The sequence below is a fragment of the Streptosporangium brasiliense genome (genome assembly GCF_030811595.1).
Lineage (GTDB): Bacteria > Actinomycetota > Actinomycetes > Streptosporangiales > Streptosporangiaceae > Streptosporangium > Streptosporangium brasiliense.
On sequence record NZ_JAUSRB010000002.1, the window covers coordinates 3,713,144 to 3,737,472 of the forward strand.

A 24,329-nucleotide genomic window follows, 5' to 3' on the forward strand; every position below is an offset into this window, starting at 1 on the left:
AGGGGCACGGCCCGGGAGGACACGGTCTGAAGGGACACGGTCTGAGGGGGAGGGAACGGAGACGGGGACGGGGGCGCTCATGCGACCACCTCGCCCGGCCTGATCCGCGCGACCAGCGGGAGTGTGACCCGCACGCCGTACCCGCCGCCGGGCAGCGGTCCGGCCGACAGCCGGCCGTGGAAGAGCGCGACCCGCTCGCGCATGCCGATCAGCCCGTGCCCCGGCTCGCCCGCGGACCCGGTACGGCCCGCCCGGGGTCCCTCGTCGAGGATCTCCAAGGACAGCGCCCGGGGCCGGTAGGCGACCGTCACCTCCACCCCCGTGGGGCCCGCGTGCCGGAGGGTGTTGGCCAGCGCCGCCTGGACGATCCGGTAGGCCGACAGGTCCAGCCCCGCCGGGAGCGGCACCGGCTCGCCCTCGACGCTCAGCCTGACGTCGAGACCGGCCGTGCGCATCTGCTCGACCAGGTCGTCCAGCCGGGCCAGGCTCGGCTGCGGCGCCAATCCGTCGCCCTCGCGGCCGGTGCGGAGCAGCCCGAGCATGCGGCGCAGTTCCTCCACCGCCTCCCGGCCCGTCTCCTCCACCACGTTCAGCGCCTCGCGCTCGGTGACCTGGTCGGGCCGGAGCATCAGCCGCGCGGCCCCCGCCTGCATGACCATCACGCTGACGCTGTGCGCGACGACGTCGTGCAGCTCGCGCGCGATCCTGGTCCGCTCCTTGCTCACCGCCTCCCGGGCGAGCAGCTCGCCGCGCTCCTGCGCGTGGAACGCCAGCTGCCGGTGACGCCGTACGGCGACGCCCGCCCCGCCGGTGATGGAGGTCATCACCAGCGCGACCGCCGCGTCCCCCGGCCCCGGAGGCCCGGGGGGCGCGAACATCATCGCGCCGACGAACAGCGCCGTCACGGCCAGCCCGGCGACAGCCCGCGGATCTCGTGGCGGCACCTCGCTGAGCAGGGTGAACAGCAGCAGGAGCTGGGCGCAGAACTGCCAGGCCGACGCGGACTCACCGGAGTAGGCGAACGCCGCGACGGCCGCCAGCGAGTAGACGTACGTCACGGTGGCGGGCGCGCGCCGGCGCAGGAGGACCAGCACCGAGGCGGCGGCGACCACGATCCACCAGCCGGGATGCGGGCGGTCCGCCACGAAGGCGCGGTCGCCGACCTCCTCGGCGACCGCGAACAGCGCCATGACCACCGCGATCAGCCAGTCGATCGCGGTGGGGGGCGGGCGTTGGCTCATGAGGTGAGGGTAGAGCGGGCACCCGGGCGGTGAAATCCGCCTTGAGGCGGATAACAGCCCCGAGCCGACCCTGACGGCCCCGGGGACGGCCGCTCCCCGGTCGGCCCTGGGGGCGGCTGCTCCCCGGTCGGCCCTGGGGACGGCCGAGCCCCGGCCCGGCGGCACCCCGGCGCGGGAGCCGGTCCCGCCCGGGGCTCGGCCCCCGCGCGGGTCAGCGCTCGACGGAGGACATGTCCGGGTAGCGGTCGCCGAGGGCGGCCCCCGCCGGCACGGCGGCGTCGAGCTCGGCGAGCTGACCGGGGGTCAGCGTGACGTCGGCCGCCGCCGCGTTCTCCTCCAGGTAGCGCAGCCGCTTGGTCCCCGGGATCGGGATGACGTCCTCGCCCCGGGTCAACAGCCAGGCCAGGGAGAGCTGGGCCGGAGTGCAGCCCACCTCGTCGGCGATCCTGCGGACCTCGCCGACGAGCTCCTCGTTACGCGCCCCGTTCGCCCCGGTGAAGCGGGGCAGGTTCTTGCGGAAGTCGTCGTCGGGCAGTTCCTCGGCCGGGGCCAGCGCGCCGCCGAGCAGCCCCCGGCTGATCGGCGAATAGGCCACCAGCGCGATGCCCAGCTCCCGGGCGGTCGGCAGGATCTCCTCCTCCAGGCCCCTGGTGAACAGCGAGTATTCACTCTGCAGGGCGGCGATCGGGTGGGTGGCGTGCGCCTTGCGCAGCGTCTCGGCGCTCACCTCCGACAGGCCGATCCGGCCGACCTTGCCCTCGGCGACCAGCTCGGCCATCGCGCCGACCGTCTCCTCGATGGGCACGTTCGGGTCACGCCGGTGCAGGTAGTAGAGGTCGATGTGGTCCACGCCCAGCCGCTGGAGCGAGGCGTCGGCGGCCTTCTTCACATAGGCGGGGCTGCCGTCGATGCCGCGGCGGGCCGGGTCCTCACCCCGGACGATGCCGAACTTGGTGGCCAGCACCACCTCGTCCCTGCGGTCCCTGACCGCCCGGCCGACCAGCTCCTCGTTGTGGCCCCTGCCGTACATGTCGGCGGTGTCGAGGAAATTCACCCCCAGGTCGAGGGCACGGTGGATGACCTCGATGGACTCGGCCTCGTCGGCCGTGCCGTAGAACTCCGACATTCCCATGCAGCCGAGTCCGATGGCCGAGACCTCCGGACCTCCCTGACCGAGACGGCGCCTGTTCATTGGCCCTCCAGCGCGTTGTAAAAGTCGATCTTGTAGTCGAGGACGCCGAGGTCCTCGGTGAGCTGCGCGATCTGCGTCCTGACGCGGTCACGGTGGATCTCCAGCATCCGCCGCCGCTCGGCGAAGGTCTCCGGACCCTGCCTGCGCAGCTCGGCGTAGCGGCACATGTCCGCGATCGGCATGCCGGTCGCGCGCAGTTTGGTGAGGAATTCGAGCCAGTCCAGGTCGGGCGCGGTGTAGGCGCGGTGCCCGCTCGGGTCCCGGTCCACCTGGTGGATGAGCCCGATGCGTTCGTAATAGCGCAGCGTGTGCGCGCTCAGCCCCGACTTGCGCGAGGCCTCCTGGATGGTGATCCCCATGGAGACCACCTTCCTCCTTAGAGCGCGCTCGAAGTCAAGCGGGGTCCCCCCGGAGTCACGACCCTGAGGGGGCAGGCACTACCTTCCGCACTGTTTCCCCAGCTCACGGCGGTTGTTCCGGAGCCGTCCCCCCTGATGCGGGCACCACCTCGCCCCGGGGTCCCTCCGGGATCGCTCAGGGGCGACTGGGGATCATTTCTGGTACTCCGGACAACGGCCCGTCGCCATGGTTGAGCCATGGGGAGTCAGGCTTTATCTGGATCCAGGATGATCCTGGGCGGCTACGCGGCGATCGGCGCCGGGGCCGTGGCGATGTTCGGGCTGCACGTGGCCACCGGCCTCGATCCGGTGCACACGGTGATCAGCGAGTACGCGTTCGAGCCGGACGGCTGGCTGCTGCCCGTCTCGCTCACGTTCTTCGCCGCGGGCGCGGCGGCCTTCGGCACCGCGCTGTTCCGGCGCGGCGAGGACCGCGGGGCCGCGCTGCTGGTCGGTATCTGGGGTCTGTGCATGCTGCTGATCGGCGCCTTCCCCACCGACGAGCCCGGGGTGCCGCTGTCGATGTCGGGTGGCATCCACCGGTACGCGGCGTTCGTGGCCTTCCTGACGATGCCGGTGGCGGGCCTGATACTGGCCCGGCGGCACGCCGCGAGCCGCCATGCGCGGCCGGTGCGGCTACTGAGCCTGGCCTGCCTGGGCGTGCTGGTCCTGGTGGTCCTGCCGTACGTCGTGCGGATGGCCGGCATCGACCTGACCAACGACGACATCCCCGCGGGGGTCACCCAGCGGATGGTGGTGGTCCTGGAGGTGGCGGTGCTGGCCCTGCTCGGCATGGTGGCGGCGGCCGGGTACGGCCGCGGCCGGGGCCGTCGCCCGGTCCTGGCCGCCGCCCGCCCTCCCCGCCTCCACCGTGACCGGCGGCGCGTGGCCGGCCCGGCCGGGGACGCGCGAGGGGCGCGTACCGCGCTGGGCCGCCGGCGGGGTGAGCGCGCCGGGCGTGTGCGGGTCTGCCGCCGCGCTCCGGTCCGATCCCGGCTCCGGCCGGACCCCCGCCGCCCGCGGCGAGGTGTCCACCGCCGGTTCCCTGATCTGGGGGACGGCCGTGGACGGGTCCCGGCCTGACCGCCGGGACGCCGGTGGGAGGGGCCGTCATCGGACCCGCGCCACACGGCTGAGGGCTCCGCCGGGCCCGCGTCCGCCCAGCTCAGCAGGGTTGCTGGTGATCCCCGTGGGGAAGGGGGCCAGCATGGGGGAGCGCATCGGCCCCGCCGGGGACGGCGGGAGGCTGTGGCGGGCGGGCGACACGGCGTGGCGGGCGCTCGGGGTCATCGCCCTGGTCGCCGTGATCCTGTGGGTCCTCTACGTGGTCCAGGCGGTGGTCATCCCCATCATCCTCGGGCTGGCCATCACCACCCTCCTGCTCCCGCCCTACCGGTGGCTCAGGAGGCGCGGGATGGGCCGGGGGCTCGCCACCACCGCCGTCTGCCTCGGCGGGTTCCTCATCCTGGCGGCGCTCGTCGCGCTGCTCGTGCCGCCCACCGTCGCCGGCGTGGCCGAGCTGCAGCGGAGCTTCGGCAAGGCGGGCGGCGACCTGCAGTCGCTGGCGTCGACCCTCGGCCTGGACGAAAAGACGATCTCCCGACTGTCCGAGCAGGTCAGGCAGTATCTGAGCCGGCAGGGCGGAGAGATCGCCCACGGTGCCCTGGCGGGCGCGCGCACCGTGGGGGAGATCCTGGTCGGCCTGGTGCTGGCCATGATCCTGTCGATCTACTTCGTGCACAGCGGCGACCGGCTCTTCGCGTGGATCACCGGCCTGGCCCCCAGCGGGGTCAGGCCGACCCTGCGTGAGAGCGGCACGGTGATCTTCGACGTCGTCAGCCGTTACATCCGGGGGGTGGCGATCGTCGGCCTGGTCGACGGGTTCTTCATCGGGGTCGCGCTGTGGATCCTGCGTGTGCCGATCGCCCTGCCGCTGGCCGTGCTGACGTTCGCCGGGGCGTTCCTGCCGGTCGTGGGCGCGTTCACGGCGGGTCTGCTGGCGGCGGTCGTGGCCTTCGTGGCCAAGGGCTGGCTGGTGGCGCTGATCGTGGTCGCGGTCACCGTGCTGGTCCAGCAGTTGGAGGGACACGTGCTCGCGCCGCAGATCTACGGCCGGGCGCTGGAGCTGCCCAGCGCGGTCATCCTGATCGTCATCGCGCTGGGCAGCGTCCTCGCCGGGATCGTCGGCGCCTTCCTGGCCGCCCCGGTGACCTCGGTCGCCGTCGCGCTGATCCATCACCGCCAGGAGGACGAGGCCCGGCGCCGACCGGGACATCCGGGATATCCAGGACACGAGGCCGTGGGCCCGCCGGCCGGGGGACCGGTGTCCGGGGACCCGTCACCTGAGGACCCGTCACCTGAGGGTCCGTCCCCGGCGGGCCCGCCGCCCGGGAGCTGAATGTCCGCGGGCCCGTGAGGGCGCGGTATCCCCTCCTGCTGGGCGGCGCTTCAGGTCTCACTCCCCGTTCTGTCGCTGTTCCCCCGTTTTGTCGCCCGGCTGCCGTACGCTCCGCGGAAAGTCGACAACGGAGAGGTGTGGCATGACGGCACGGAGCACGTACCTGGAGCTGTCCGAGGACGGCGGCAGCTCGCACAAGTTCTACGAGGTCGTGCTCGACGGGCTCCAGGTGACGATCAGTTACGGCCGGATCGGTGAGCCGGGGCAGTCCAAGGTGTCGGCCTTCACCACCCCGGAGAAGGCCGAGGCGGCGGCGGCGAAGAAGATCGGCGAGAAGGTCCGCAGGGGATACGCGCCCGCGGTGCGCGGGGTCCGCCAGCGCCGGGCGGTCACCCGGCGCAGCACGGTGAGCGTCCGTTCCACCGCCACCCAGGCACCGGTACTGTGGCGCTTCGCCAGCGGCGCGGCGGCGTTCGGGATCTTCGTCGACTCCGAGCGCTGCTGGGTCGGCAACCAGAACGGCGACGTCTACACCGTCACCCACACCGGCACCGTCACCGGCCGCTTCCGGCTGCCCGACGGTGTGAAGTGCATCGTCGCCGACGACTTCTGGATCTACGCGGGCGCCGACGACGGCAAGGTCTACGACCTCAGCGGGAAGGTGCCCCGGCTCGCCTACGAGATCGCCGAAGACGTCGACATCTACTGGCTGGACATCCACGACGGCGTGCTGGGCGTCTCCGACCGGGCCGGCCGGATCACCACCATCGACCACGAGGACGAGTTCCAGTGGGCCCGGAAGGGACGGGGCGACTCGGCCTGGATGGTCCGCTGCGACGACGAGGCCGTCTACCACGGGCACTCCACCGGCGTGGCCCGCTACGACGCCGCCGACGGCGCGCCGGTCTGGGAGACGTCGCTCAACGGCGCGGTGCTGTTCGGCTGGCAGGAGACTGACTCGGTTTACGCCGGTACGGCCCGCGGCACCGTGCACCGGCTCCGCAAGTCCGACGGCGCGAGCCAGGGGGTCTACCGCTGCGACGCCACCGTCTTCTCCTGCGCCACCGCGCCCGACGGCCGTTACGTCTTCGCCGGGGACAACCACTCCTCGGTCTACTGCTTCGACCGGAACGGCGAGCGCCTGTGGAAGCTGGCCACCGGCTGCGGCTCGGCCTTCTCCATGCAATACCTCGACGACCGCCTCTACATCGTGACCACCGACGGCACCCTGGCCTGCATCGACGCCACGGAGGAGGCGATCAGGGCGGCCCAGGACGGCACCGTCCCCGAGCCGCTGGACGTCAAGGCGGCGGCCGGTCTGGCCGTGGTGGAACCGACCGCGGCGCTGGAGAGCGTGACGCTGGAGGCCGTCTCCGGCGCCGACCGCGGTGTGGTCGTGGAGTGCGTCCAGGAGGGTGAGCGGCTCCGGGTGCGAGTGATCAGCGAGGGCTACGACACGCGGCGCAACGTCCAGTTCCCCAAGGGGGTGCGTGAGGCGGGGGCCCGCTATCTCGTCGAGGGTGTGCGCTTCTCGGAGCGCGGCGGCTTCTACCGGGCCTACGGCGACATCAGGCGTCTGCTCTGATCCCTGGCCGCGGTCCCGCGCCGCCCCGCCGGCGTCGATGACCTGCCGTACGGCGCCGGCGAAGGCGGCCGGGTCGGCGCGGTCCGGGCCGAGCTTGCTGCCCTGCCGGCCGCCGGAGGAGACCTGCACGCCGCCGCCGGCGGCTCATCGCCTGCCGCCCCGAGAGCCGCGAGCGGTTCAGGCGTGCCCTGCCGTGGCATGTCCTGCCCTGCCGTGGACCGGCGGCACCGACCAGTCAACGCACAGCCTCTGCCTGTTCAGGCGTGTCCCGCCGTGGCGTGTCCTGTCCCGTCGTGTCCTGTCCCGTCGTGCCCTGTCCCGTCGTGGACCGGCAGCACCGACCAGTCGACGCACAGCCTCTGCGGGTCGGCCGGATCCGTGCGGACCCGCACGGTCATCCCCGGCAGCACCCCGCCCAGCAGGATCGGCGGGACCTGCTGCCGGTGCTCCGGCACCTCGTACGGCACGCCCGACGCCGGGGTGACGCGCAGGCCGAAGACCACCACGTGCCGGCCGTTGACCTGCCAGCCGGTGGTGTCCATGGCGGTGATCAGCGCGCTGGCGGGCACGCCGGTCCGCAGGAGATGGGAGTCGCCCGAGGCGTCCGAGACGAGAAATCCCATGGCGACGAAACCGCCCAGGCAGACGACGAAGACCCCCACCCCCCAGAGGCCGACACCGCTCGTGGCCGCCAGCATGCCGGCGATGGCGAGCGGCAGCGGCGCCACCCAGAGCAGTTTCGTCGTGGTGCGGTTCATCGAGCTTCCCGATCGTCTCGTGTGCGGTGCTCGCCATGGGTAACGGAGGGTGCCTGCGGACCGCTTGACGACCGGTTGCACGCCGTCCGGCGTTAGGGTTCCACTTATGCTCCGTGGAGACAGGGTTCTGCTCAGGGCCGTGACGAAAGACGATCTGGTCGCGCTGCACCGGTTGCACGACGACGTGGACACGGCGGTCAGCTCCACGGCGGGGCCGTGGGTCCCCGAGCCGGTCGACCGGGCCATCGCCCGATACGAGCGGCGGGAGCCCGATCCCGCCAATGTCGGCTTCGCCGTCGAGTCGCTCTCCGAGGGCGACCTGCTCGGCTCCTGCCTGGTCTGGGGGATCGACACCCTCAACCGCAACGGCCACCTGGGGATCACGCTGCTGCCCGAGGCCCGAGGGCGGGGGTACGCCCCCGACGTGCTGCGGGTGCTGTGCGACTACGCTTTCCGGATCCGTGGCCTGCACCGGCTGGGGCTGGAGACGCTCGCCACCAACACCGCCATGATCGCCTCGGCGGAGAAGGTCGGCTTCCGGCGCGAGGGCACGCTCCGAGATCATGCCTGGGTGGCCGGGTCCTTCGTCGACGAGGCGCTGTTCGGGCTGCTCGCCGCCGACTTCTCCTGACCGGCGGGGCCGGAAGTCCGTATCCATGGGATCGCTGGCTGTATCTATGGATAGTGCCGGTTGTGCGGGTAATGCCGGTCCTGCCAGCATCGACGAATATCACGGACCGGCCGACCGGATCGGCCGGCACCGGCAGGACCGGCTGAGGCTGTGCCTCGCCAGCGCCTGACCGGCAACGGACGACAGCTTCAGGAGGCTCGGTGCCACACGTCAACTGCCAGGCGGTCCAGCACGTGGCCGGGACCGCCCCGTCCGACGATCTCCGCTCCCGTCGGGCGGGTGCGCGATGAGAATCTGGCTCCCGATCGGGCTCGGCGCCCTGCTCATCCTCATGGGCGGCACCTGGACGCTCCAGGGCCTCGGATACGTGGGCGGCAGCTTCATGAGCGGAGCCAAGGAGTGGTTCTGGATCGGCCTGGCCACACTGGCCGTCGGCCTCGTCCTGGCCGCCATGCCCCTGCTCCGCCGCCGCTGACCCCTTGCCGCTCTGACCCGCCCGGCCGGCAGTGGTCTGCGGTGAACCGTCGGGCGGGCGTGGCGGCGGGACACGGAGACCTCCGATGTGGTGTGGAACCCAGACCCTCCACCACATCGGAGGTCTCCGCCGTTGATCGAGCCCTGCTGCCGCCCCCTCGTGGCCGGTATCGCCGCTCCGGCGACCGGGAACGTCTACCGCCCCGCCCGCCGCACCGGCGCCTGCCGGTGCCGACCCGCCCGGCGTCACCGTCCGCCGAGACCGCCCCGCCCGCCGCACCGGCGCCTGCCGGTGCCGACCCGCCCGGCGTCACTGACCCGCTCGGCGTCACCGCCCGCCGTACCGGCGCCCTGGGGAGACCGGACGCGGTGAAGGCGTGCGGTCACCGCACTAGCGGTTGCCGCCGGAGCCGTCGAGTCCGGCGCGGCGCAGCGCGTCGGCCATCGCGCCACTGGGCGCGCCGCGCTGCTGGCCGCGGTCCTGCCGCTGGCCGCCCCGTCCCTGCTGCTGGCCACCGCGTCCCTGCTGCTGGCCGCCCCGCCGGCCGTTGTCACGCCGCTCGCCGCCCTGCTGGTCGCGCCGGCCGGAGCCCTTGGCGGGCTCGTCCTCCAGCCGCAGGGTGAGCGAGATGCGCTTGCGGGGGATGTCGACGTCGAGCACCTTCACCCGGACGATGTCACCGGGCTTGACCACCTCGCGGGGGTCCTTGACGAAGTTGTGCGACAGGGCCGAGACGTGGACCAGGCCGTCCTGGTGCACGCCGACGTCGACGAACGCGCCGAAGGCGGCGACGTTGGTGACCACGCCCTCCAGCAGCATGCCGGCCTTGAGATCGGAGATCTTCTCCACGCCCTCCTTGAAGGTCGCGGTCTTGAAGGCCGGGCGGGGGTCGCGGCCGGGCTTCTCCAGCTCCGACAGGATGTCGGTGACGGTCGGCAGACCGAAGGTGTCGTCGACGAAATCCTGCGGCCGCAGGGCCCGCAGCGCCGTGCCGTTGCCGATCAGCTCCTTGATGCCGCCGCCGGTGGCCGACAGGATCCGGCGGACCACGGGGTAGGCCTCGGGGTGCACGCTGGAGGCGTCGAGCGGGTCGTCGCCGCCGGGGATGCGCAGGAAGCCCGCGCACTGCTCGAATGCCTTGGGACCGAGCCTGGCCACGTCCTTCAGCGCCTTGCGGGAGCGGAACGGGCCGTTGGCGTCGCGGTGCTGGACGATGTTCTCGGCGAGGCCGGAGCCGATGCCCGAGACCCGGGTCAGCAGCGGCGCCGAGGCGGTGTTGACGTCGACGCCGACGGCGTTCACGCAGTCCTCGACCACCGCGTCGAGCGAGCGCGAGAGCTTGGTCTCGGCGAGGTCGTGCTGGTATTGGCCGACGCCGATCGACTTGGGGTCGATCTTGACGAGCTCGGCCAGCGGGTCCTGGAGCCGGCGCGCGATCGACACCGCGCCGCGCAGGGACACGTCCATGCCGGGCAGCTCCTGGGAGGCGAAGGCGGAGGCGGAGTAGACCGAGGCGCCGGCCTCCGACACCACGATCTTGGTGAGCCCGGGGACCAGCTTCACCAGCTCGCCCGCCAGCTTGTCGGTCTCTCTCGACGCGGTGCCGTTGCCGATCGAGACCAGCTCCACGCCGTGTCTCTTGGCCAGCGTGGCCAGCGTGGCCAGCGACTGGTCCCACTGGCGGCGCGGCTCGTGGGGGTAGATCGTGTCGGTGGCCAGCACCTTCCCGGTGGCGTCCACTACCGCGACCTTCACCCCGGTGCGCAGACCCGGGTCGAGCCCCATGGTCGCGCGGGTCCCCGCGGGGGCGGCGAGCAGCAGGTCGCGAAGGTTGGCGGCGAACACGCGCACCGCCTCGTCCTCGGCGGCCTGCCACATGCGCATCCGCAGGTCGATGCCGAGGTGGACGAGGATGCGGGTGCGCCAGGCCCAGCGGACGGTGTCGGCCAGCCACTTGTCGGCCGGGCGCCCCTGGTCGGAGATGCCGAAGCGGTGGGCGATGCGCCCCTCGTAGGTGCCGGTGGGCTCCTCCTCCGGCTCCAGGGTGAGGGTGAGGATCTCCTCCTTCTCCCCCCGGAACATCGCCAGGATCCGGTGGGAGGGCAGCTTGGTGAACGGCTCGGCGAAGTCGAAGTAGTCGGAGAACTTGGCCCCCTCCTCCTCCTTGCCCTCGCGGACCGCAGCGACCAGGCGCCCCTTGCCCCACATCCGCTCGCGCAGCTCCCCGACCAGGTCGGCGTCCTCGCCGAACCGCTCGACCAGGATCGCCCGGGCCCCGTCGAGCGCGGCGGCCGCGTCGGCCACCCCCTCGCCGACGAACGCCGCCGCGGCGGCCTGCGGGTCGACCGACGGGTCGGCGAGCAGGCCCTCGGCGAGCGGTCCGAGCCCGGCCTCCCTGGCGATCTGCGCCTTGGTCCGCCGCTTGGGCTTGTAGGGGAGGTAGATGTCCTCCAGCCGGGCCTTGGAGTCGGCCGCCGCGATCTGCGCGGCGAGGGCGTCGTCGAGCTTGCCCTGGCCGCGGATCGACTCCAGGATCGCGGCGCGCCGCTCCTCCAGCTCACGCAGGTAGCGGAGCCGCTCCTCGAGCGTGCGCAGCTGCGCGTCGTCGAGCATCTCGGTGGCTTCCTTGCGGTAGCGGGCGATGAACGGCACGGTGGCCCCGCCGTCGAGCAGTTCCACGGCCGCCTGCACCTGCCGTTCGCGCACACCCAGCTCTTCGGCGATCCGCTGATGAATAGACGTCGTCACGATCTCTCTTCCCTCGTGGTGGCAGCTGTGATGGGCGGCCGTGGTGAGCAGCCACCAAGCTACCGCGTCGCCCCGACATCGGGCTGTCCGGAGATACAGGTCAGGCGTTACGGACGATGGAGGCAGACCGGAACAGGACGACGGCGGCCGGGTGCGGGCCGCGAGTTCTCGGGAGGGGGCCAGGTGACGGCCGGGTGCGGGGGACGCTCAGGCGGCGGTCGGCCTGTGGGGGGCGGGGCGGTGGTCGTATCCGCGGGCCGGTGCCGGGCTGATCCGGTCGGCGAGCCCGTGGAGGACCTGGGCGGCCCATCGGCGCGAGGGGCCGGGGTGCTTCGGCACGCGGCGCAGGGCCTCCGCCTCGGCGAGCATCTCGGCGTGCCGCGTGTGGATGAGGGTGCAGACCTGCATGTCGTTCATCATGGATCTCCTTACGGGCGTCTCACGGACAGTGGATTTCTCACGGGCGGGCGCGGGTGATGGCGATGTCGCCGGACACGGTCTTGACGTGGATCTCGGCCTTCGCCCCGTCGTCGGTGGGCTGGTCGGACTGTTCGAGGGAGGAGCCGACCCTGCCGGAGATCGAGGAGACGTCGAGCCACGCGCTGGTCCCGGTGGGGATGCCGATCACGACGTCGCCCGACGCGGTGTTGACCCAGACGCCCCCGTGGGCGACCGAGTCGACGGTGACGTCGGCCGAGGCGCTCTTCACCTGGAGGGAGTCACCGGCCTGCCGGATCCGGACGGCTCCGGAGGCCGTCTTGACGGTGGCGGCGCCGCCGACCACGCCGAGGTCGGCCTTGCCGGAGGAGGTGGTGACCGATGCCCCGTCGCGCACCTCCCGCAGGCCGACGTCTCCGGACGCGGTCCTCACCTGCGCGCCGCCCGCGGTGACGTCACAGATGACGTCACCGCTCGCCGTCTTGACGGCAAGACCGGCGCAGTGGTCGATCCGCACGTCACCGGAGGCGGTGTCGGCCGAGACCTCGCCCAGGGGCCCGGTCATCCGGGCGTCGGCCGAGGCGGTGGTGAAGTCGACCCGTGAGCCCTCCGGCAGACCGACGACGATCTTCAGCCTGGGGGTACGGCCCAGCGACAGGAACCGCCGGGGAGCCTCGACGGAGACCGTGCCGCCGGCGTGTTCGACACGGGTCTCCTCGGCGTACTCCACGTCGATGGACCTGGACGGGTTGGCCGGCCGTACTTCGACCACGGTGTCGGTGCGGGGCGCGGCCGTGATGTCCAGGTCGCCCGAGGCGAAGTCCACCCGGAGCGTGATGGGGGCGGGGGTCTGGAATGCGGGCATGGCGAGATCTCCCTTGCGGGGTGCGTGAGGTTCTGTGAGGGTGTGAGGGGTGGCCAGGTCAGTGGACCCAGCCGCTGATGCGCTTTCCGGTGGAGGGCGGGCGGGGCGTGCGGGGGGTCTCGGACAGGGCGGCCGACACGGCCCTGACGAGCCAGGCGTTGACGGAGACGCCCTCCTGCCCCGCGGCCTCCTCGATCCGGCCCTTGAGCGACTCGGGCAGCCGCAGCGTGACGCGTGCGGTGCCCGCCTCACCGGGCGGCAGGGGCGGCTCCGGGGGAGCGGGCGGGGATGGCGGGCCGGGCGGCATGGGCGGGAACGGCGAGGTGAAGACATCGGCCGCCGGGGGCGGCGTCACCACGAACTCGGGCTCGCGGTTGCGGATCCGCACCTCGACGGAGCCTGGCGCGAGCTCTCGGGTGACCTCGTCGGCCGCGGCGGAGAGCGCGTCGATGAGCGTGAGCCTGACGGCGGAGTCGAGTGCCGTCGTGAGGTTCTCCACGGCGGCCCGGGTCTCGGGGTCGGCGACCGCCGCCGACGCGGCCAGTGCGCGGCGGAGGTTCTCGACGAAGGGCGTGACGTCCATACGCATCACTATGACGTCATTTTGACGTCATGGCAACCCGTGTGACGTCATTTCCCTCTTCGGGTGGTGTCGCGGAGGTCGCCCGTGCCGGCCGTGCGGGAGCGGGAAGTGCGCCGTTTTGGGCCTTGCCGACACGGGAGGGCAGGTTTACGATCCGCGTAATTGTTAGGAAACTTTCCTTTAAGAAAGAGTTCCCGCATGCGCCGAACCGCCGCTGTGCTGCTGGCTCTCGTCCTGGCGACCGCCCTCGCCGCCATCAGCGCTCCCGCCAACGCCGCCACCCGACTGACGGCCGCCTTCACCCTGACCGGCAATCAGGGCAAGTTCGTGGTGAGCAATCCCGGCACCACGCCGGTGACCGGATGGTCGATCACGTTCGACCTGCCGGCCGGGGTCACCGTCAGCGGTGCCCAGAACGCCACCACCACCCAGAGCGGGACGCGGGTCAAGCTGACCCCGGCCTTCTACATCAACACCGTGCGGGCGAACGGGAACACCGAGCCGTACAGTCCCACGTTCACCCTCAGCTCGGGGGTCCAGCCGACGAGCTGCACGATCAACAACGCCAACTGCGACGGCAGCGGCGACCCGCCGCCGCCGGACGCGCCCCTCACCGCCGCCTACTCGGGCAGCGGGACGCAGGGCAAGTTCGTGGTCAGCAACAACACCGACACCGCGCTCAACGGCTGGTCGATCACGTTCGACCTGCCGGCCGGGGTCACCGCGAGCGGCGCGGAGAACGCCTCGCTGAGCCAGAGCGGGCGCCAGGTCACGCTGAGCCCGGCCCACTACAACACGACGGTGGCCGCGCGCGGGTCCACCGAGCCCTACAGCCCCTCCTTCCGGCTCAGCGCCTCCGCCGAGCCGGAGAACTGCCGGGTCAACGACGTCAGATGTGACGGTTCGGCCGACACGGCGCCGGCCGCGCCGGGGAACCTGCGCTCGCCGGTCAAGACCACCAAGACCGTGTCGCTGGCGTGGGACGCGGCGACCCCGGGGAGCCTCCCGATCGTCGGCTACCAGGTCTACAACGGCGCCACCCTGGCCACGACGGTCACCGGGACGGCCGCGACCCTCACCGGCCTGACCCCGAACACCGAATACACCTTCACCGTCAAGACCAAGGACAGGAAAGGGACCCTCTCCCCGGCCAGCGCGGCGCTGAAGGTGACGACCAACAACGCCGGCGACGACACCCAGCCGCCCACCGCGCCCGCCAACCTGCGCAGCACCGGAAAGACCTCCTCCAGCGTCTCCCTCGCGTGGGGGGCCTCGACCGACAACAAGGGCATCGCCGGCTACGAGGTCTACGCCGGCGCGAACCTGGTGGCGGCGGTCACCGACACCTCCGCCACGGTGAGCGGGCTGTCGCCGTCCACCGAATACACCTTCACCGTCAAGGCCCGCGACCTGTACGACAACCTCTCGGCCGCGAGCAACGCGTTGAAGGTGAGCACCGACGACATCGTCGGCAGCGGCTACGCCCGGGTCGGCTACTTCGTGCAGTGGGGCATCTACGGCCGCCAGTACTTCGTGCGCAACCTCGACACGACCGGTGTCGCGGCGAAGCTGACCCACCTCAACTACGCCTTCGGCAACATCGACCCGGTGAACCTGACCTGCCTGCACGGTGTCACCAAGGGCACCACGGCCAACCCCCAGGACCCGAACCAGGGTGACGGGGCGGGCGACGCGGACGCCGACTACGGCAGGCCGATGAGCGCGGGGCAGTCGGTGGACGGCGTCGCCGACACCGGCTGGGAGAAGCTGCGCGGCAACTACAACCAGCTCCGCAAGCTCAAGGCGAAGTATCCGAACCTGAAGGTGCTGATCTCGCTCGGCGGCTGGACCTACTCGAAGTATTTCTCCGACGTGGCGGCCACCGACGCCTCCCGGAAGAAGTTCGTGAGCTCCTGCATCGACATGTACATCAAGGGCAACCTGCCGGTCTACAACGCCGCGGGCGGTCCGGGCAGCGCCGCCGGGATCTTCGACGGCATCGACCTCGACTGGGAGTGGCCCGGTGCCGAGGGACACGCCGGCAACCACATCGGCGCCAACGACAAGGCGAACAACACGCTGCTGATCGCCGAGTTCCGCAGGCAGCTCGACGCGCTGACCCAGGAGACCGGCAAGCGCTACCAGCTCACCGCGTTCACCCCGGCCGACCCGGCGAAGATCGCCGCCGGCTGGGACCTGCCGGAGGTCGCCAAGTCCCTGGACATCTTCAACGTCCAGGGCTACGACTTCCACGGCTCGGGCAGCGACAACTCCTGGGAGCCGAACCGGACCGGGCACCAGGGCAACCTGTACGCCGACACCGACGACCCGTACTCCTTCCACTTCAGCGTCGAGAACGCGGTCGACGTCTATCTGCAGGCCGGGGTGAACCCGCGCAAGATCACCGTTGGCCTCGCCTACTACGGGCGCGGCTGGCAGGGCGTCGCCGACGGCGGCAAGTCCGGCGAGTGGCAGTCGGCCACCGGCGCGGCGCCCGGCCAGTTCACCGACGAGGCGGGCACCCGCGGATACGCCAACCTGATGGCCAGTGTGCCGGGATGCACCGTCAAGCATGACGAGCAGGCGGTCGCGACCTACTGCTACACCGGCAACGGAGGCCAGTGGTGGACCTTCGACGACGCGTGGTCGATCGGCAAGAAGACCGCGTGGCTGCGGAGCAAGGGCCTGCTCGGCGTGATGATCTGGGAGATGTCCGGTGACCCCGGCTCCCTGACCAGCGCCGTCGACGCCGGCCTGAGGTAGTCCACCGGAGTGTGGTCCCCGGTGGCCGGGTCGCCCGCGGCATCCGATGCCGCGCCGGTGGCCCGGCCACCGCCGTGACCGGGCACGGGGCCGGACAGGGAGCCGAGCGGCCGGGGTGGCGGGTGCGGGGATCGAACCCGCCCATTGCGGCTTATGAAACCGCCGGGCACACCAGCGCCCTCACCCGCCGAGAATGCGGACGGCCGCTCCGGGAGATTTCCCGGGCGGCCCGCGCGTGACGTCGCCAATCGTCACGTGCGAGTTTTTTCCCGCATGCTCATCCGCTCGTTCATGTGCGTTCTCCGAACATGGTCCGATGAGTTGAGAATGGCCGGTCCGCCTCCGGCGGCGCAACGTGTTTTCGGCGCGCGAAATTCAGGTGAGAAAAGCGGTCATGGACCGGGACAATCCTTCTTCATGGGCATCAGGAAGGATCTGCGGAGGGCGCTGGGGGCGGGACGCCCCGTCAGGGTGCGCCGCGCCATCAAGGGAGCCGACCGGCTGAGCGGCTATGTCATCGGCGTCGGGCGCACGTGGGTGCTCCTCCAGGAGATCTCCTGCGAGCTCCGGCTCGACGGCTACGCGGCCGTACGGCTGCGCGACGTCGAGTCCGCCTCCGGGGCGGGCTGGGCGGGCTCGGACTTCACGCACCGGGCCCTGCGATCGGCCGGCGAGCGGGCCCGCCCCCTGCCCGGGGTCGACCTCGACTCGACCGCGGGCCTGATCGAGACGCTCGGCGCCGGCTTCCCGCTGCTCGGCCTCCACATCGAGAGGGTCGATCCGGACGTCATGTACGTCGGCCACGCGAGGGGGATCACCCGCAAGGGACGGCTCCGCCTCCAGGAGATCAGCTCCAAGGCCGTGTGGGAGAGCACGTGCGTCCGGCACAGGCTTGCCGACACCACCAGGGTCGACGCCGGCGGGGGCTATCTCGACGCCCTGCACCGGGTGGGCGGGGTCCCGCCCGTCTGCTGAGCGGTGCCCGCCGGGCCGTGCCCACCCGCCGGCCGTGTCCGATGAGCCGCCTCTCCTCCAGTGTCTCGATCCCAGGAGAACGCTGTCGTAGGAGTCGGCCGCGTGTGCCTCGCGGCGCCCGGCGACCTGGGCCGGCGGATCCGGACAGCCGTCGCTGATTCAGCGCATTATGTCGGGACCGCTGTTCCAGTGCCACAGGGATTCCGTTTCGGACGGTTCCATCGGCCGTAACCGCAGGAGTTTCCCAGTCAGCGGGAATCGCTCCATTCGATAACCGGTCAATACAGCCAAGAAAGGTCCCTGCCAGGCCGCCGTCCGGTGCTTCGAACCATTCATCCGGGCCGACGCGGGCGTTATCCCGGCCGACGCGGGCGGGCGAGGCCGGCCCGCGGGCTCCCCGAGCACCGTGGCCGCCCTCCCGGAGCCGTGAGGAGCCGGGTCCCCGGGAGGGCGGCCACGGCGGTGTTCGCCGCGGAATCCGGCGGTGTTCGCCCGGGGGAATACCGCGGTGATGAAAACGGTTATCGGCATCGCTGCACAGCGTGTCGAACAGAGAGGAGCCGAGCTTGGCCAGGAACGAGCTGCGCCCCGTGACCAGACTGCGGTCGTCCGCGGGCACCGGCTACACCTACGTGACCCGCAAGAACCGGCGGAACGACCCCGACCGCCTCACGCTCGCCAAGTACGACCCGATCATCCGCAAGCACGTGACGTTCCGAGAGGACCGATGACCATGAAGCAGGGCATCCACCCCGACTACCGCCCGGTCGTCTTCCGCGACCCGAGCGCGGGCACCGCCTTCCTCACCCGCTCGACCATGACCAGCGACAAGACCGTCGAATGGGAGGACGGCAACGTCTACCCGCTGGTCGACGTCGACGTCTCCTCCGCCAGCCACCCCTTCTACACCGGACGCGGCCGGGTGCTCGACACCGCCGGCCGGGTGGAGCGCTTCAACCAGCGGTACGGGAAGCGCTGACACGTGCGCCCGCCGGCCCGCGCCCGCCGGCGCGGCCCCATCCGACACCGGGAGCCCGCCGTCCCGCGAGACGGCAGGCTCCCGGCGTCCTGCCCACACGCCGGCACGGCGGGTGGGGCGGTCGGCGGGGGGCCCGCCGACGCCCTCAGCCGCAGGTGATCTCGGTGAAGGCCGGGGGCGAGGCGGCGGCGCCCACGAAGCCGATGCCGGAGACCGTGGCCCCCGGCGGCAGCGCGGGCTTCCCGGCCGGCGCGTGGATCATCGCGACGGGGCCGCTCTGCATGTGAGTGCCGTTCCACGCCTGGGTGAGCGTCGCGCCCCGGGGCATGACCCACTGGATGTACCAGTCCTTCATCGGCCGGCCGCCGGAGTTGCTGATCGTCGCCGCGCCCCGGTAGCCGCCCGGCCATGACTCGACGAGGGTGACCGTGGCCGAGCAGCCGGCAGCGGTAGCCGCCGGATGGGCGGCGGTGTGCCGGGCCGTCGGCGTCCCGCCGACGCAGGCGGCCGCGACCAGGGCCGCCACGGCCCCCGTCGACGCCGGTCCCAGCAGTGACGCGATCCTGTTCCCGGACGTCACGGGGTTCCTTTCAGAGAGGCCGGCGGCTCGGAGCGGCCGGCGGCGGCCTCGGCCGGTGCCCTACGGCGACCGGCCGAGACCCCGCGTTCCTAGGGGCTGGTGCAGGTGAGGGCAGGCGAGCCGCTGGTCCCGACGCCGGTGAACCCGAACGTGGTCGAGCCGTTGGGCGCCAGGGTCCGGTTCCAGTCGGCGTTCTTGGCGGTGACGGCGGACCCGGACGTGGTGTAGGTGGCGTTCCACAGGTTGTTGACGGCGCTGCCGCTGCCGAGCGTCCAGTTCACCGTCCAGCCGTTGAGGGCGGAGGAGCCACGGTTGGTCACGGTCACCTCGGCCTGGAACCCGCCCGACCAGGAGTTGACGGTCCGGTAGGTGGCGGCGCACCCGCTGCCCGGCCCTCCCGTGACGGTCGGCGTCGGCGTGGGCGTGGGGGTGGGCGTCGGATTGGGGGTGGGCCCCGGCCGGCCGACGCCGGTCACCTCTCCGTTGCCGCCGTCGAAGACGACGTCGGAGCAGTTGTAGAACGTCTCGTTGGAGTCGGAGCGCTTCCAGACCGAGTAGATGATGTGGCGGCCGGACTTGCCCGAGGGCAGCGTGGCGTTCCAGTAGTAGTGGGCGTCGTTGGTGCCCGGGGAGCCGACGCTCTGCGGGTGGTCGGCGGTGTGGAAGGGCTGGGACTCAAGGTCGTCCCAGGTGAGCGCCCGGTTGGGGTTCCAGCCGTCCTTGGTGACGTACAGGTAGAACCAGCCGGGGTGGGCGGCCCACTTGTTGTATTTGAACTGGATCCCGGCCCCGGAGGTCAGGTGGGTCACCGGCCAGTCGGCGTTCGGCAGGTCGAACCCGCTGTAGCCGGGATTGCCGCCGCTGCACACCTGGCCGTCGGGGATGAATCCCCGGGTCCGCCCCGCACCGTCGGAGCGGAGCAGGCTGAACCAGTTGTAGAGGGAGTTGGCCCCGCTCTGGGCCACCGCCGCCTCGCAGGCGGGGTTGATGGGGATGATCTGACCCGTCGTCGACAGGCCGTCCTGCCAGCAGAGGTAGGTGCGGCTGCCCGGCACCATCATGGCTCCGTGCGCCGAGGCCGGAACGGGCACGAGAACGACGGCGAGCAGCGCGGACATGAACGCGACCGCGCTGGCGACAGCGATACTTCGCCATTTACTCACAGAACTACCCTCCCTTTCGGAGGAGGACGGATTGCTGATCAATGGCGGTGAGGCGCTCACGCGAAACGGACTCTAGGTCGCCGTTCCCGAGGTGTAAACGGCCCGCTCTCCCCCCGGCCCGGCGGAGGGCGTCCGCGCAGTTCGGAAGGGCACGGGGGAGGGCGGGCGGATGAAAGATTCACGGCCGGCGGCGGCCGCGCGCCGCGGACCGGGCGGGCATGTCCCGACAACGGAAAAGGCCGGCCCGACCGGTGTCGAGCTGGCCTCTTTGACGTCTCCGTGGGCGGTGCGGACTCGCGCCCGCATCCGGCTTATCCCAGGCTCTCCGTCGCGGCGAGTTTTTCGAGCGCCGCTCCCGTGAGCCGGTATTTGTCCCATTCGTCGAGCGGCTCCGCGCCCAGTGCCCGGTAGAAGGCGATGCTCGGGGTGTTCCAGTCGAGAACCGACCACTCGAACCGGCCGTAACCGCGCTCCACGCAGATGCGGGCGAGCTCGGCCAGCAGCTGCTTGCCGTACCCCTGACCCCGGTGACCCGGGCGGACGTAGAGGTCTTCGAGGTATATCCCGTGCTTGCCCAGCCAGGTGGAGTAGGTGACGAACCAGAGCGCGAACCCCGCCGCCTGCTCCCCGTCGGTGGCGATGTGGCAGAACGCGGCGGGGGCGGGGCCGAAGAGCGCGTCGTGGAGCTGCTCCGCGGTGGTCTCGACCTCGTCGAGCGCCCGCTCGTACTCCGCCAGCTCACGGATCATGTCGATGATCGCCGGAACGTCATCCGGTGTCGCGGGACGAATCATGGTGGGAAGTCTAGGCTCGCGGGGTAGGTGCTCCGGCGCGGCGGAGCACCCGCCCGCCGCGGGAAGGCCCTGCGTAAGGACTGCGGAAGGGGTCGGCGGGAAGGGGCCGGTGGGCCCGGCGGGGGCCCGGAGTGGCCGGGTGGGCGGGGGCTCCCGTAAGTTGTCAGCTGATCGGACGCGGGGCGTTCACAGGTCGTCGAGGAAGGCGGACCAGCATGTCGGCAGAGCCCACCGGTGAGCGGTTGACGGAGCTGAGGCAGGCGTTCGCCGCCATCGACGGCGACGGCGACGGCTTCATCACGGAGAAGGAGTTCGGCGAGCACTTCCCCGACCTGCCCGCCGAGGCCATCGGGTCGCTGAACCGTGACGCCGACGCCGACGGCGACGGGCGCCTCTCCTTCGAGGAGTTCATCCGGATCGTGTCGCGGGACTGACCTGGATCATGTCGCAGGACTGATCCGGACCGTGTAGCGGGACTGATCCGGACCGTGTAGCGGGACTGATCCGGACCGTGTAGCGGGACCGGACCCGGCAACGCTCAGGCGAGGGCGAAGCCGAGCAGGGCCACGTCGTCGCGGTTGTCCTCGCGGTCGATCAGGTTGAGCAGCGACTCCAACTGGGCGTCGAGGCCGAGACCGGCCGCCCTCGCCATCTCGGAGCGGAGCCTGGCCATGCCGGCGAAGATGTCCGCCGACCGCTTCTCGACGATGCCGTCGGTGTAGAGGAGCAGCCGGTCGCCCCGGTCCAGGCGGGCCTCGGCCGTGGAGAAGACCACGGACGGCACGGCCCCGATCAGCGGGGCCGTCGCGCCGTCGAGATAGCCGGCCTCCCCGTCCGCCCGGCAGACCAGGACGGGTGGGTGGCCCGCGCTGGAGTAGTGCAGGCGCCCGGTCGGCAGCGACAGCCGTACGCACAGGACGGTTCCGTGCATGCGGTCGTGGCGGCTGGCCGTCATCCGGTTGAGGCGGCTGAGGGTCCGGCCGGGGTCGGGGTCCTCCAGGGCGTAGGCCCGCAGCGCGTTGCGCATCCGGCCCATGGTGGCGGCGGCCTTCACCCCCTTGCCGACGATGTCGCCGATCACCAGCACCACCTCGTCGTCGGAGACGCGGATGACGTCGTACCAGTCGCCGCCGACGCCGGCCTCGTCGTTGCCCGGCAGGTAGCGGCCGACGATCTCCACGCCGGTGATGTCGGGGACCTCGGGCAGCAGGGCGAGCTGCAGCGTGGTCGCGATCCGGTGCTCCAGCTCAAGCTGCTCCAGGTTCTCCAGGCGCGCGACGGTGAGCTGGGCGAGCTGCCGGAGCACCGTGTCGTCGGCGCCGTCGCCGGAGGCGGTGCCGCTCGGCGGCTCGATCCGGAGGTCGCCGCCGGAGGTGAGCGCCACCTCCGCGGCCGGGGAGTCGGCCAGCAGCCGGCCGTATCTCTCGGTGAGCGCCAGCACCTCGCGCGCCGACGGCGCCTCGTTGATCGCGAGCGCGGCCTCGGTCAGCTCGCGCAGCTGGCGGTTGTGCCGCGACCGGGTGGCGGCCAGCCGCAGCACGCCGCGCACCCGGGTGAGCAGCTCCCGGGCGGAGAACGGCTTCACCAGGTATTCGTCGGCCCCCGCGGTGAGCCCCGTCAGGGACTCCTCCTTGCCGGCCCGCGCCGACAGCAGCATGATCGACACACTCCGGGTGTCGGGGTCGCCGCGTAGCCTGCGCACCAGCTCCAGCCCGTCCATGCCGGGCATCATCACATCGGCGATGACCAGGTCGGGGGGCTGCTCCCGGGCGGCGTTCAGCGCGGCGGCGCCGTCGGCGACCGCCGTCACCACCCAGTGCGGGCTGAGCAGGCGGACGAGATAGTCGCGCAGGTCGGCGTTGTCGTCGGCGACGAGGATCCGCTCCAGAGCGGGATGGTCCGCGGCGGGCTCCGGCACGGCCCCGGCCGCCGGGACGGGGTACGCGGTCTCGCCCGCCGTACCCCGGGCCGTGGCCTCGCCCGCGCTGCCCCGAGCTGCGGCCTCGCCCGCGGTGCCCTGGCCCGCTGTCCTGTCCGTGGTGTCTCGACCGGCCTCGTCCGCGGTGCCCCGGGCCGCGGTCCCGGCCGCCGGGCCACGGACCGGCGGCTCGTCCGGGATCGGCAGCCACGGTGTCTCGCCCGGCGCCGGTCCGTACGGTGCGCTCGCCTCGACGATCTGGTCCTGGGGCAGGTGCGCCGAGCCGTACGGCAGGGTGATCGTGAAGGTCGTCCCCTTACCGACACGGCTGTCGGCCCCGATCCGGCCGCCGTGGAGGGTGACCAGCTCGCGCACGAGGGCCAGGCCGATGCCCGTCCCCTCGTGGCTGCGCGACGGCGACCCGCTGACCCGGTGGAAGCGTTCGAAGAGGCTGACCATCTCGTGGCCGGGTATGCCGACGCCGGTGTCGGAGACCGTGACCACGGCATGGCCCTCGCCGTCCCGGACGCCGACGGTGACGCCGCCGGTGAAGGTGTGCTTCAACGCGTTGGAGAGCAGGTTGAAGACGATCCGCTCCCACATGCGCCGGTCGAGGTGGACCGGCTCCGGCAGCGGGTCGCCCTCCACGCGGAGGGTCAGCCCGACGCTCTCCATCGACGAGCGGAACACCCCGGCCAGCTCGGCGGTCTGCGCGGCCAGATCGGTCGGCTGGTAGCGGGCGCGGGTCCAGCCGGAGTCGACGCTGGTGAAGTCGAGCACGTCGTTGACCAGCGTGAGCAGCCGCATCGCGTTGCGGTGGGCCGCGTGGAGGGCGACCCGCTGCTCGGAGCCGAGGGAGGGGTCGTCGAGCAGCTCCTGCAGGGGGCCGAGGATCAGGGTCAGCGGGGTGCGCAGCTCGTGGCTGATGTTGGCGAAGAACGCGGACTTGGCGTTGTCGAGCTCCGCGAGCGCCCGCGTCTGGTCGCGCTCCCGCTCGTGGGCCTCGGCGGCGGACAGCGCCCGCGACACGCTCGCCGCGAGCACCTCGAAGAACTCCTGGTACGGCCCGCGCAGTTGCAACATCGGGTTGACCCCGCACACGAGCACGCCCAGCAGGTCGGCTCCCGAGGTGAGGGGCAGCGCGACCACCGGGCCGCAGGAGCCGAAACGCCCGCCGGGCAGCTCCGTGACGGCGTCCCCGCCGGCCACGGAGCGCAGCAGGTCGTCGTCGGCGGCGATCCGTGCCGGAGCCGCGCCGTGCGGCCCGGTGAGCCGCAGGTCCCCGTCGTCGCCGGGGAGGTACAGCAGGGCCGACGGCACGTCGTCGCGTGCCTCGGCGAGGGCGGAGACGACGGCCTGTGCCACCTCCTGCCGCGTGCCCATCCCGCTCGTCGCCGCGCCGACCTGGCTCAGCGTGCGCAGCCTGCGCTCGCCCAGCACCCGGCCGGTCGTCTCGCTGACCAGGCACAGCACCCCGCCGGAGGACCCGTCGGCCAGCCGTATCGGGCCGTAGGAGACGTCGAAGTAGGTCTGTTCGAGAAAGCCGTGCCGGATCAGCCGGAAGGGGTGGTCCGGGGCCCAGAAGGGTTCGCCCGTCTCGCGCACCCGGTCGAGCAGCGGGCGCAGGACGTCCCAGGTCTCCGCCCAGTTCTCCACGGCCGGTCGGCCGAGGGCCGCCGGGTGCTTGGCGCCGATGGTGGGGATGTAGGGGTCGTTGTAGAGGGCGATGTATTCCGGCCCCCAGAACAGGACGATCTGCATGCCGGAGGAGAGTGCGATGTCGACGGCGCCTCTGAGGGGGGCCGGCCACTGATCCATCGGCCCCAGGGGAGTCGCCCCCCAGTC

At 72.0% G+C, this 24,329-nt stretch carries 21 protein-coding genes, 1 tRNA gene and 2 pseudogenes; 11 read left to right on the plus strand and 13 right to left on the minus strand.

Annotation, left to right across the window (positions count from 1 at the left end; all coding sequences use genetic code 11):
* Positions 1 to 77: 77 nt before the first annotated feature.
* From J2S55_RS25740 to J2S55_RS25750, 3 genes are all read right to left on the minus strand, one after another.
* Positions 78 to 1,241, minus strand: a complete 1,164-nt coding sequence (locus J2S55_RS25740; RefSeq protein ID WP_306865832.1) for a sensor histidine kinase — start codon at positions 1,239 to 1,241, stop codon at positions 78 to 80.
* A 211-nt stretch (positions 1,242 to 1,452) separates the two neighbouring features.
* Entirely contained in the window at positions 1,453 to 2,433 is a 981-nt protein-coding gene (locus J2S55_RS25745) for an aldo/keto reductase (RefSeq protein ID WP_306865834.1), read from the minus strand.
* Positions 2,430 to 2,792 (minus strand): MerR family transcriptional regulator, encoded by a 363-nt coding sequence (locus J2S55_RS25750; RefSeq protein ID WP_306865836.1) that lies wholly within the window; start codon positions 2,790 to 2,792, stop codon positions 2,430 to 2,432. The genes J2S55_RS25745 and J2S55_RS25750 overlap by 4 nt, the downstream gene beginning before the upstream one ends.
* Positions 2,793 to 3,104: 312 nt before the next feature.
* Here J2S55_RS25750 and J2S55_RS48365 point away from each other — a divergent pair.
* From J2S55_RS48365 to J2S55_RS25765, 4 genes and pseudogenes are all read left to right on the plus strand, one after another.
* Positions 3,105 to 3,611, plus strand: a pseudogene (locus tag J2S55_RS48365) (DUF998 domain-containing protein); the annotation flags it as partial.
* A gap of 91 nt (positions 3,612 to 3,702) precedes the next feature.
* A pseudogene (locus J2S55_RS48370) lies at positions 3,703 to 3,870 on the plus strand (YnfA family protein); the annotation flags it as partial.
* Between the two features lie 168 nt (positions 3,871 to 4,038).
* Positions 4,039 to 5,229, plus strand: a complete 1,191-nt coding sequence (locus tag J2S55_RS25760; protein WP_306865840.1) for an AI-2E family transporter — start codon at positions 4,039 to 4,041, stop codon at positions 5,227 to 5,229.
* 142 nt (positions 5,230 to 5,371) lie between these two features.
* Positions 5,372 to 6,814 carry a WGR domain-containing protein gene (locus tag J2S55_RS25765; protein WP_306865842.1) on the plus strand — a complete coding sequence of 481 codons (1,443 nt, stop codon included), beginning with the start codon at positions 5,372 to 5,374 and terminating at the stop codon, positions 6,812 to 6,814.
* Between the two features lie 257 nt (positions 6,815 to 7,071).
* Here the strand turns inward: J2S55_RS25765 and J2S55_RS25770 are convergent, their stop codons facing one another.
* A complete protein-coding gene (locus J2S55_RS25770) occupies positions 7,072 to 7,572 on the minus strand; it encodes a DUF3592 domain-containing protein (protein ID WP_306865843.1) in 501 nt (166 codons plus the stop codon).
* A 106-nt stretch (positions 7,573 to 7,678) separates the two neighbouring features.
* On the opposite strand from J2S55_RS25770, the gene J2S55_RS25775 reads away from it, so the two are divergent.
* Entirely contained in the window at positions 7,679 to 8,203 is a 525-nt protein-coding gene (locus J2S55_RS25775; RefSeq protein ID WP_306865845.1) for a GNAT family N-acetyltransferase, read from the plus strand.
* A 286-nt stretch (positions 8,204 to 8,489) separates the two neighbouring features.
* On the plus strand, positions 8,490 to 8,678 hold the full coding sequence (locus J2S55_RS25780; protein WP_306865847.1) for a hypothetical protein: 189 nt from the start codon (positions 8,490 to 8,492) through the stop codon (positions 8,676 to 8,678).
* 390 nt (positions 8,679 to 9,068) lie between these two features.
* On the opposite strand, the gene J2S55_RS25785 is transcribed toward J2S55_RS25780, so the two are convergent.
* The 4 genes from J2S55_RS25785 to J2S55_RS25800 all read right to left on the minus strand — a co-directional run bounded on the left by J2S55_RS25785 (position 9,069) and on the right by J2S55_RS25800 (position 13,312).
* Complete coding sequence (locus tag J2S55_RS25785) at positions 9,069 to 11,426, minus strand: Tex family protein (RefSeq protein ID WP_306865849.1); 2,358 nt, start codon at positions 11,424 to 11,426, stop codon at positions 9,069 to 9,071.
* A 207-nt stretch (positions 11,427 to 11,633) separates the two neighbouring features.
* The gene (locus J2S55_RS25790; protein WP_306865851.1) at positions 11,634 to 11,846 is read right to left on the minus strand and encodes a hypothetical protein; all 213 of its coding nucleotides are present in this window, start codon (positions 11,844 to 11,846) and stop codon (positions 11,634 to 11,636) included.
* A gap of 37 nt (positions 11,847 to 11,883) precedes the next feature.
* Complete coding sequence (locus J2S55_RS25795) at positions 11,884 to 12,729, minus strand: DUF4097 family beta strand repeat-containing protein (RefSeq protein ID WP_306865853.1); 846 nt, start codon at positions 12,727 to 12,729, stop codon at positions 11,884 to 11,886.
* A gap of 58 nt (positions 12,730 to 12,787) precedes the next feature.
* Positions 12,788 to 13,312 carry a toxin-antitoxin system HicB family antitoxin gene (locus J2S55_RS25800; RefSeq protein WP_306865855.1) on the minus strand — a complete coding sequence of 175 codons (525 nt, stop codon included), beginning with the start codon at positions 13,310 to 13,312 and terminating at the stop codon, positions 12,788 to 12,790.
* 198 nt (positions 13,313 to 13,510) lie between these two features.
* On the opposite strand from J2S55_RS25800, the gene J2S55_RS25805 reads away from it, so the two are divergent.
* Positions 13,511 to 16,075 carry a glycosyl hydrolase family 18 protein gene (locus J2S55_RS25805; protein WP_306865857.1) on the plus strand — a complete coding sequence of 855 codons (2,565 nt, stop codon included), beginning with the start codon at positions 13,511 to 13,513 and terminating at the stop codon, positions 16,073 to 16,075.
* A 116-nt stretch (positions 16,076 to 16,191) separates the two neighbouring features.
* On the opposite strand, the gene J2S55_RS25810 is transcribed toward J2S55_RS25805, so the two are convergent.
* A tRNA-Met gene (locus J2S55_RS25810) sits at positions 16,192 to 16,264 on the minus strand.
* 228 nt (positions 16,265 to 16,492) lie between these two features.
* Between J2S55_RS25810 and J2S55_RS25815 the strand changes: the two genes are divergently transcribed.
* The 3 genes from J2S55_RS25815 to J2S55_RS25825 all read left to right on the plus strand — a co-directional run bounded on the left by J2S55_RS25815 (position 16,493) and on the right by J2S55_RS25825 (position 18,029).
* Entirely contained in the window at positions 16,493 to 17,050 is a 558-nt protein-coding gene (locus J2S55_RS25815; protein WP_306865859.1) for a hypothetical protein, read from the plus strand.
* Between the two features lie 566 nt (positions 17,051 to 17,616).
* Positions 17,617 to 17,781, plus strand: coding sequence for a 50S ribosomal protein L33 (rpmG, locus tag J2S55_RS25820; protein WP_306865860.1), 165 nt, complete (start codon positions 17,617 to 17,619; stop codon positions 17,779 to 17,781).
* A gap of 2 nt (positions 17,782 to 17,783) precedes the next feature.
* Positions 17,784 to 18,029: a type B 50S ribosomal protein L31 gene (locus J2S55_RS25825; RefSeq protein WP_306875571.1), complete on the plus strand. Its 246-nt coding sequence runs from the start codon at positions 17,784 to 17,786 to the stop codon at positions 18,027 to 18,029.
* Positions 18,030 to 18,174: 145 nt separating this feature from the next.
* On the opposite strand, the gene J2S55_RS25830 is transcribed toward J2S55_RS25825, so the two are convergent.
* The 3 genes from J2S55_RS25830 to J2S55_RS25840 all read right to left on the minus strand — a co-directional run bounded on the left by J2S55_RS25830 (position 18,175) and on the right by J2S55_RS25840 (position 20,566).
* The gene (locus J2S55_RS25830; protein WP_306865862.1) at positions 18,175 to 18,609 is read right to left on the minus strand and encodes a cellulose binding domain-containing protein; all 435 of its coding nucleotides are present in this window, start codon (positions 18,607 to 18,609) and stop codon (positions 18,175 to 18,177) included.
* Between the two features lie 89 nt (positions 18,610 to 18,698).
* Entirely contained in the window at positions 18,699 to 19,772 is a 1,074-nt protein-coding gene (locus J2S55_RS25835) for a lytic polysaccharide monooxygenase auxiliary activity family 9 protein (protein WP_306865864.1), read from the minus strand.
* Between the two features lie 311 nt (positions 19,773 to 20,083).
* A complete protein-coding gene (locus J2S55_RS25840; protein ID WP_306865866.1) occupies positions 20,084 to 20,566 on the minus strand; it encodes a GNAT family N-acetyltransferase in 483 nt (160 codons plus the stop codon).
* Between the two features lie 215 nt (positions 20,567 to 20,781).
* Between J2S55_RS25840 and J2S55_RS25845 the strand changes: the two genes are divergently transcribed.
* The gene (locus tag J2S55_RS25845) at positions 20,782 to 21,000 is read left to right on the plus strand and encodes an EF-hand domain-containing protein (protein ID WP_306865868.1); all 219 of its coding nucleotides are present in this window, start codon (positions 20,782 to 20,784) and stop codon (positions 20,998 to 21,000) included.
* Between the two features lie 104 nt (positions 21,001 to 21,104).
* Here J2S55_RS25845 and J2S55_RS25850 read toward each other — a convergent pair whose 3' ends face one another.
* The gene (locus J2S55_RS25850) at positions 21,105 to 24,302 is read right to left on the minus strand and encodes a SpoIIE family protein phosphatase (RefSeq protein ID WP_306865870.1); all 3,198 of its coding nucleotides are present in this window, start codon (positions 24,300 to 24,302) and stop codon (positions 21,105 to 21,107) included.
* Between the last annotated feature and the right edge of the window lie 27 nt (positions 24,303 to 24,329).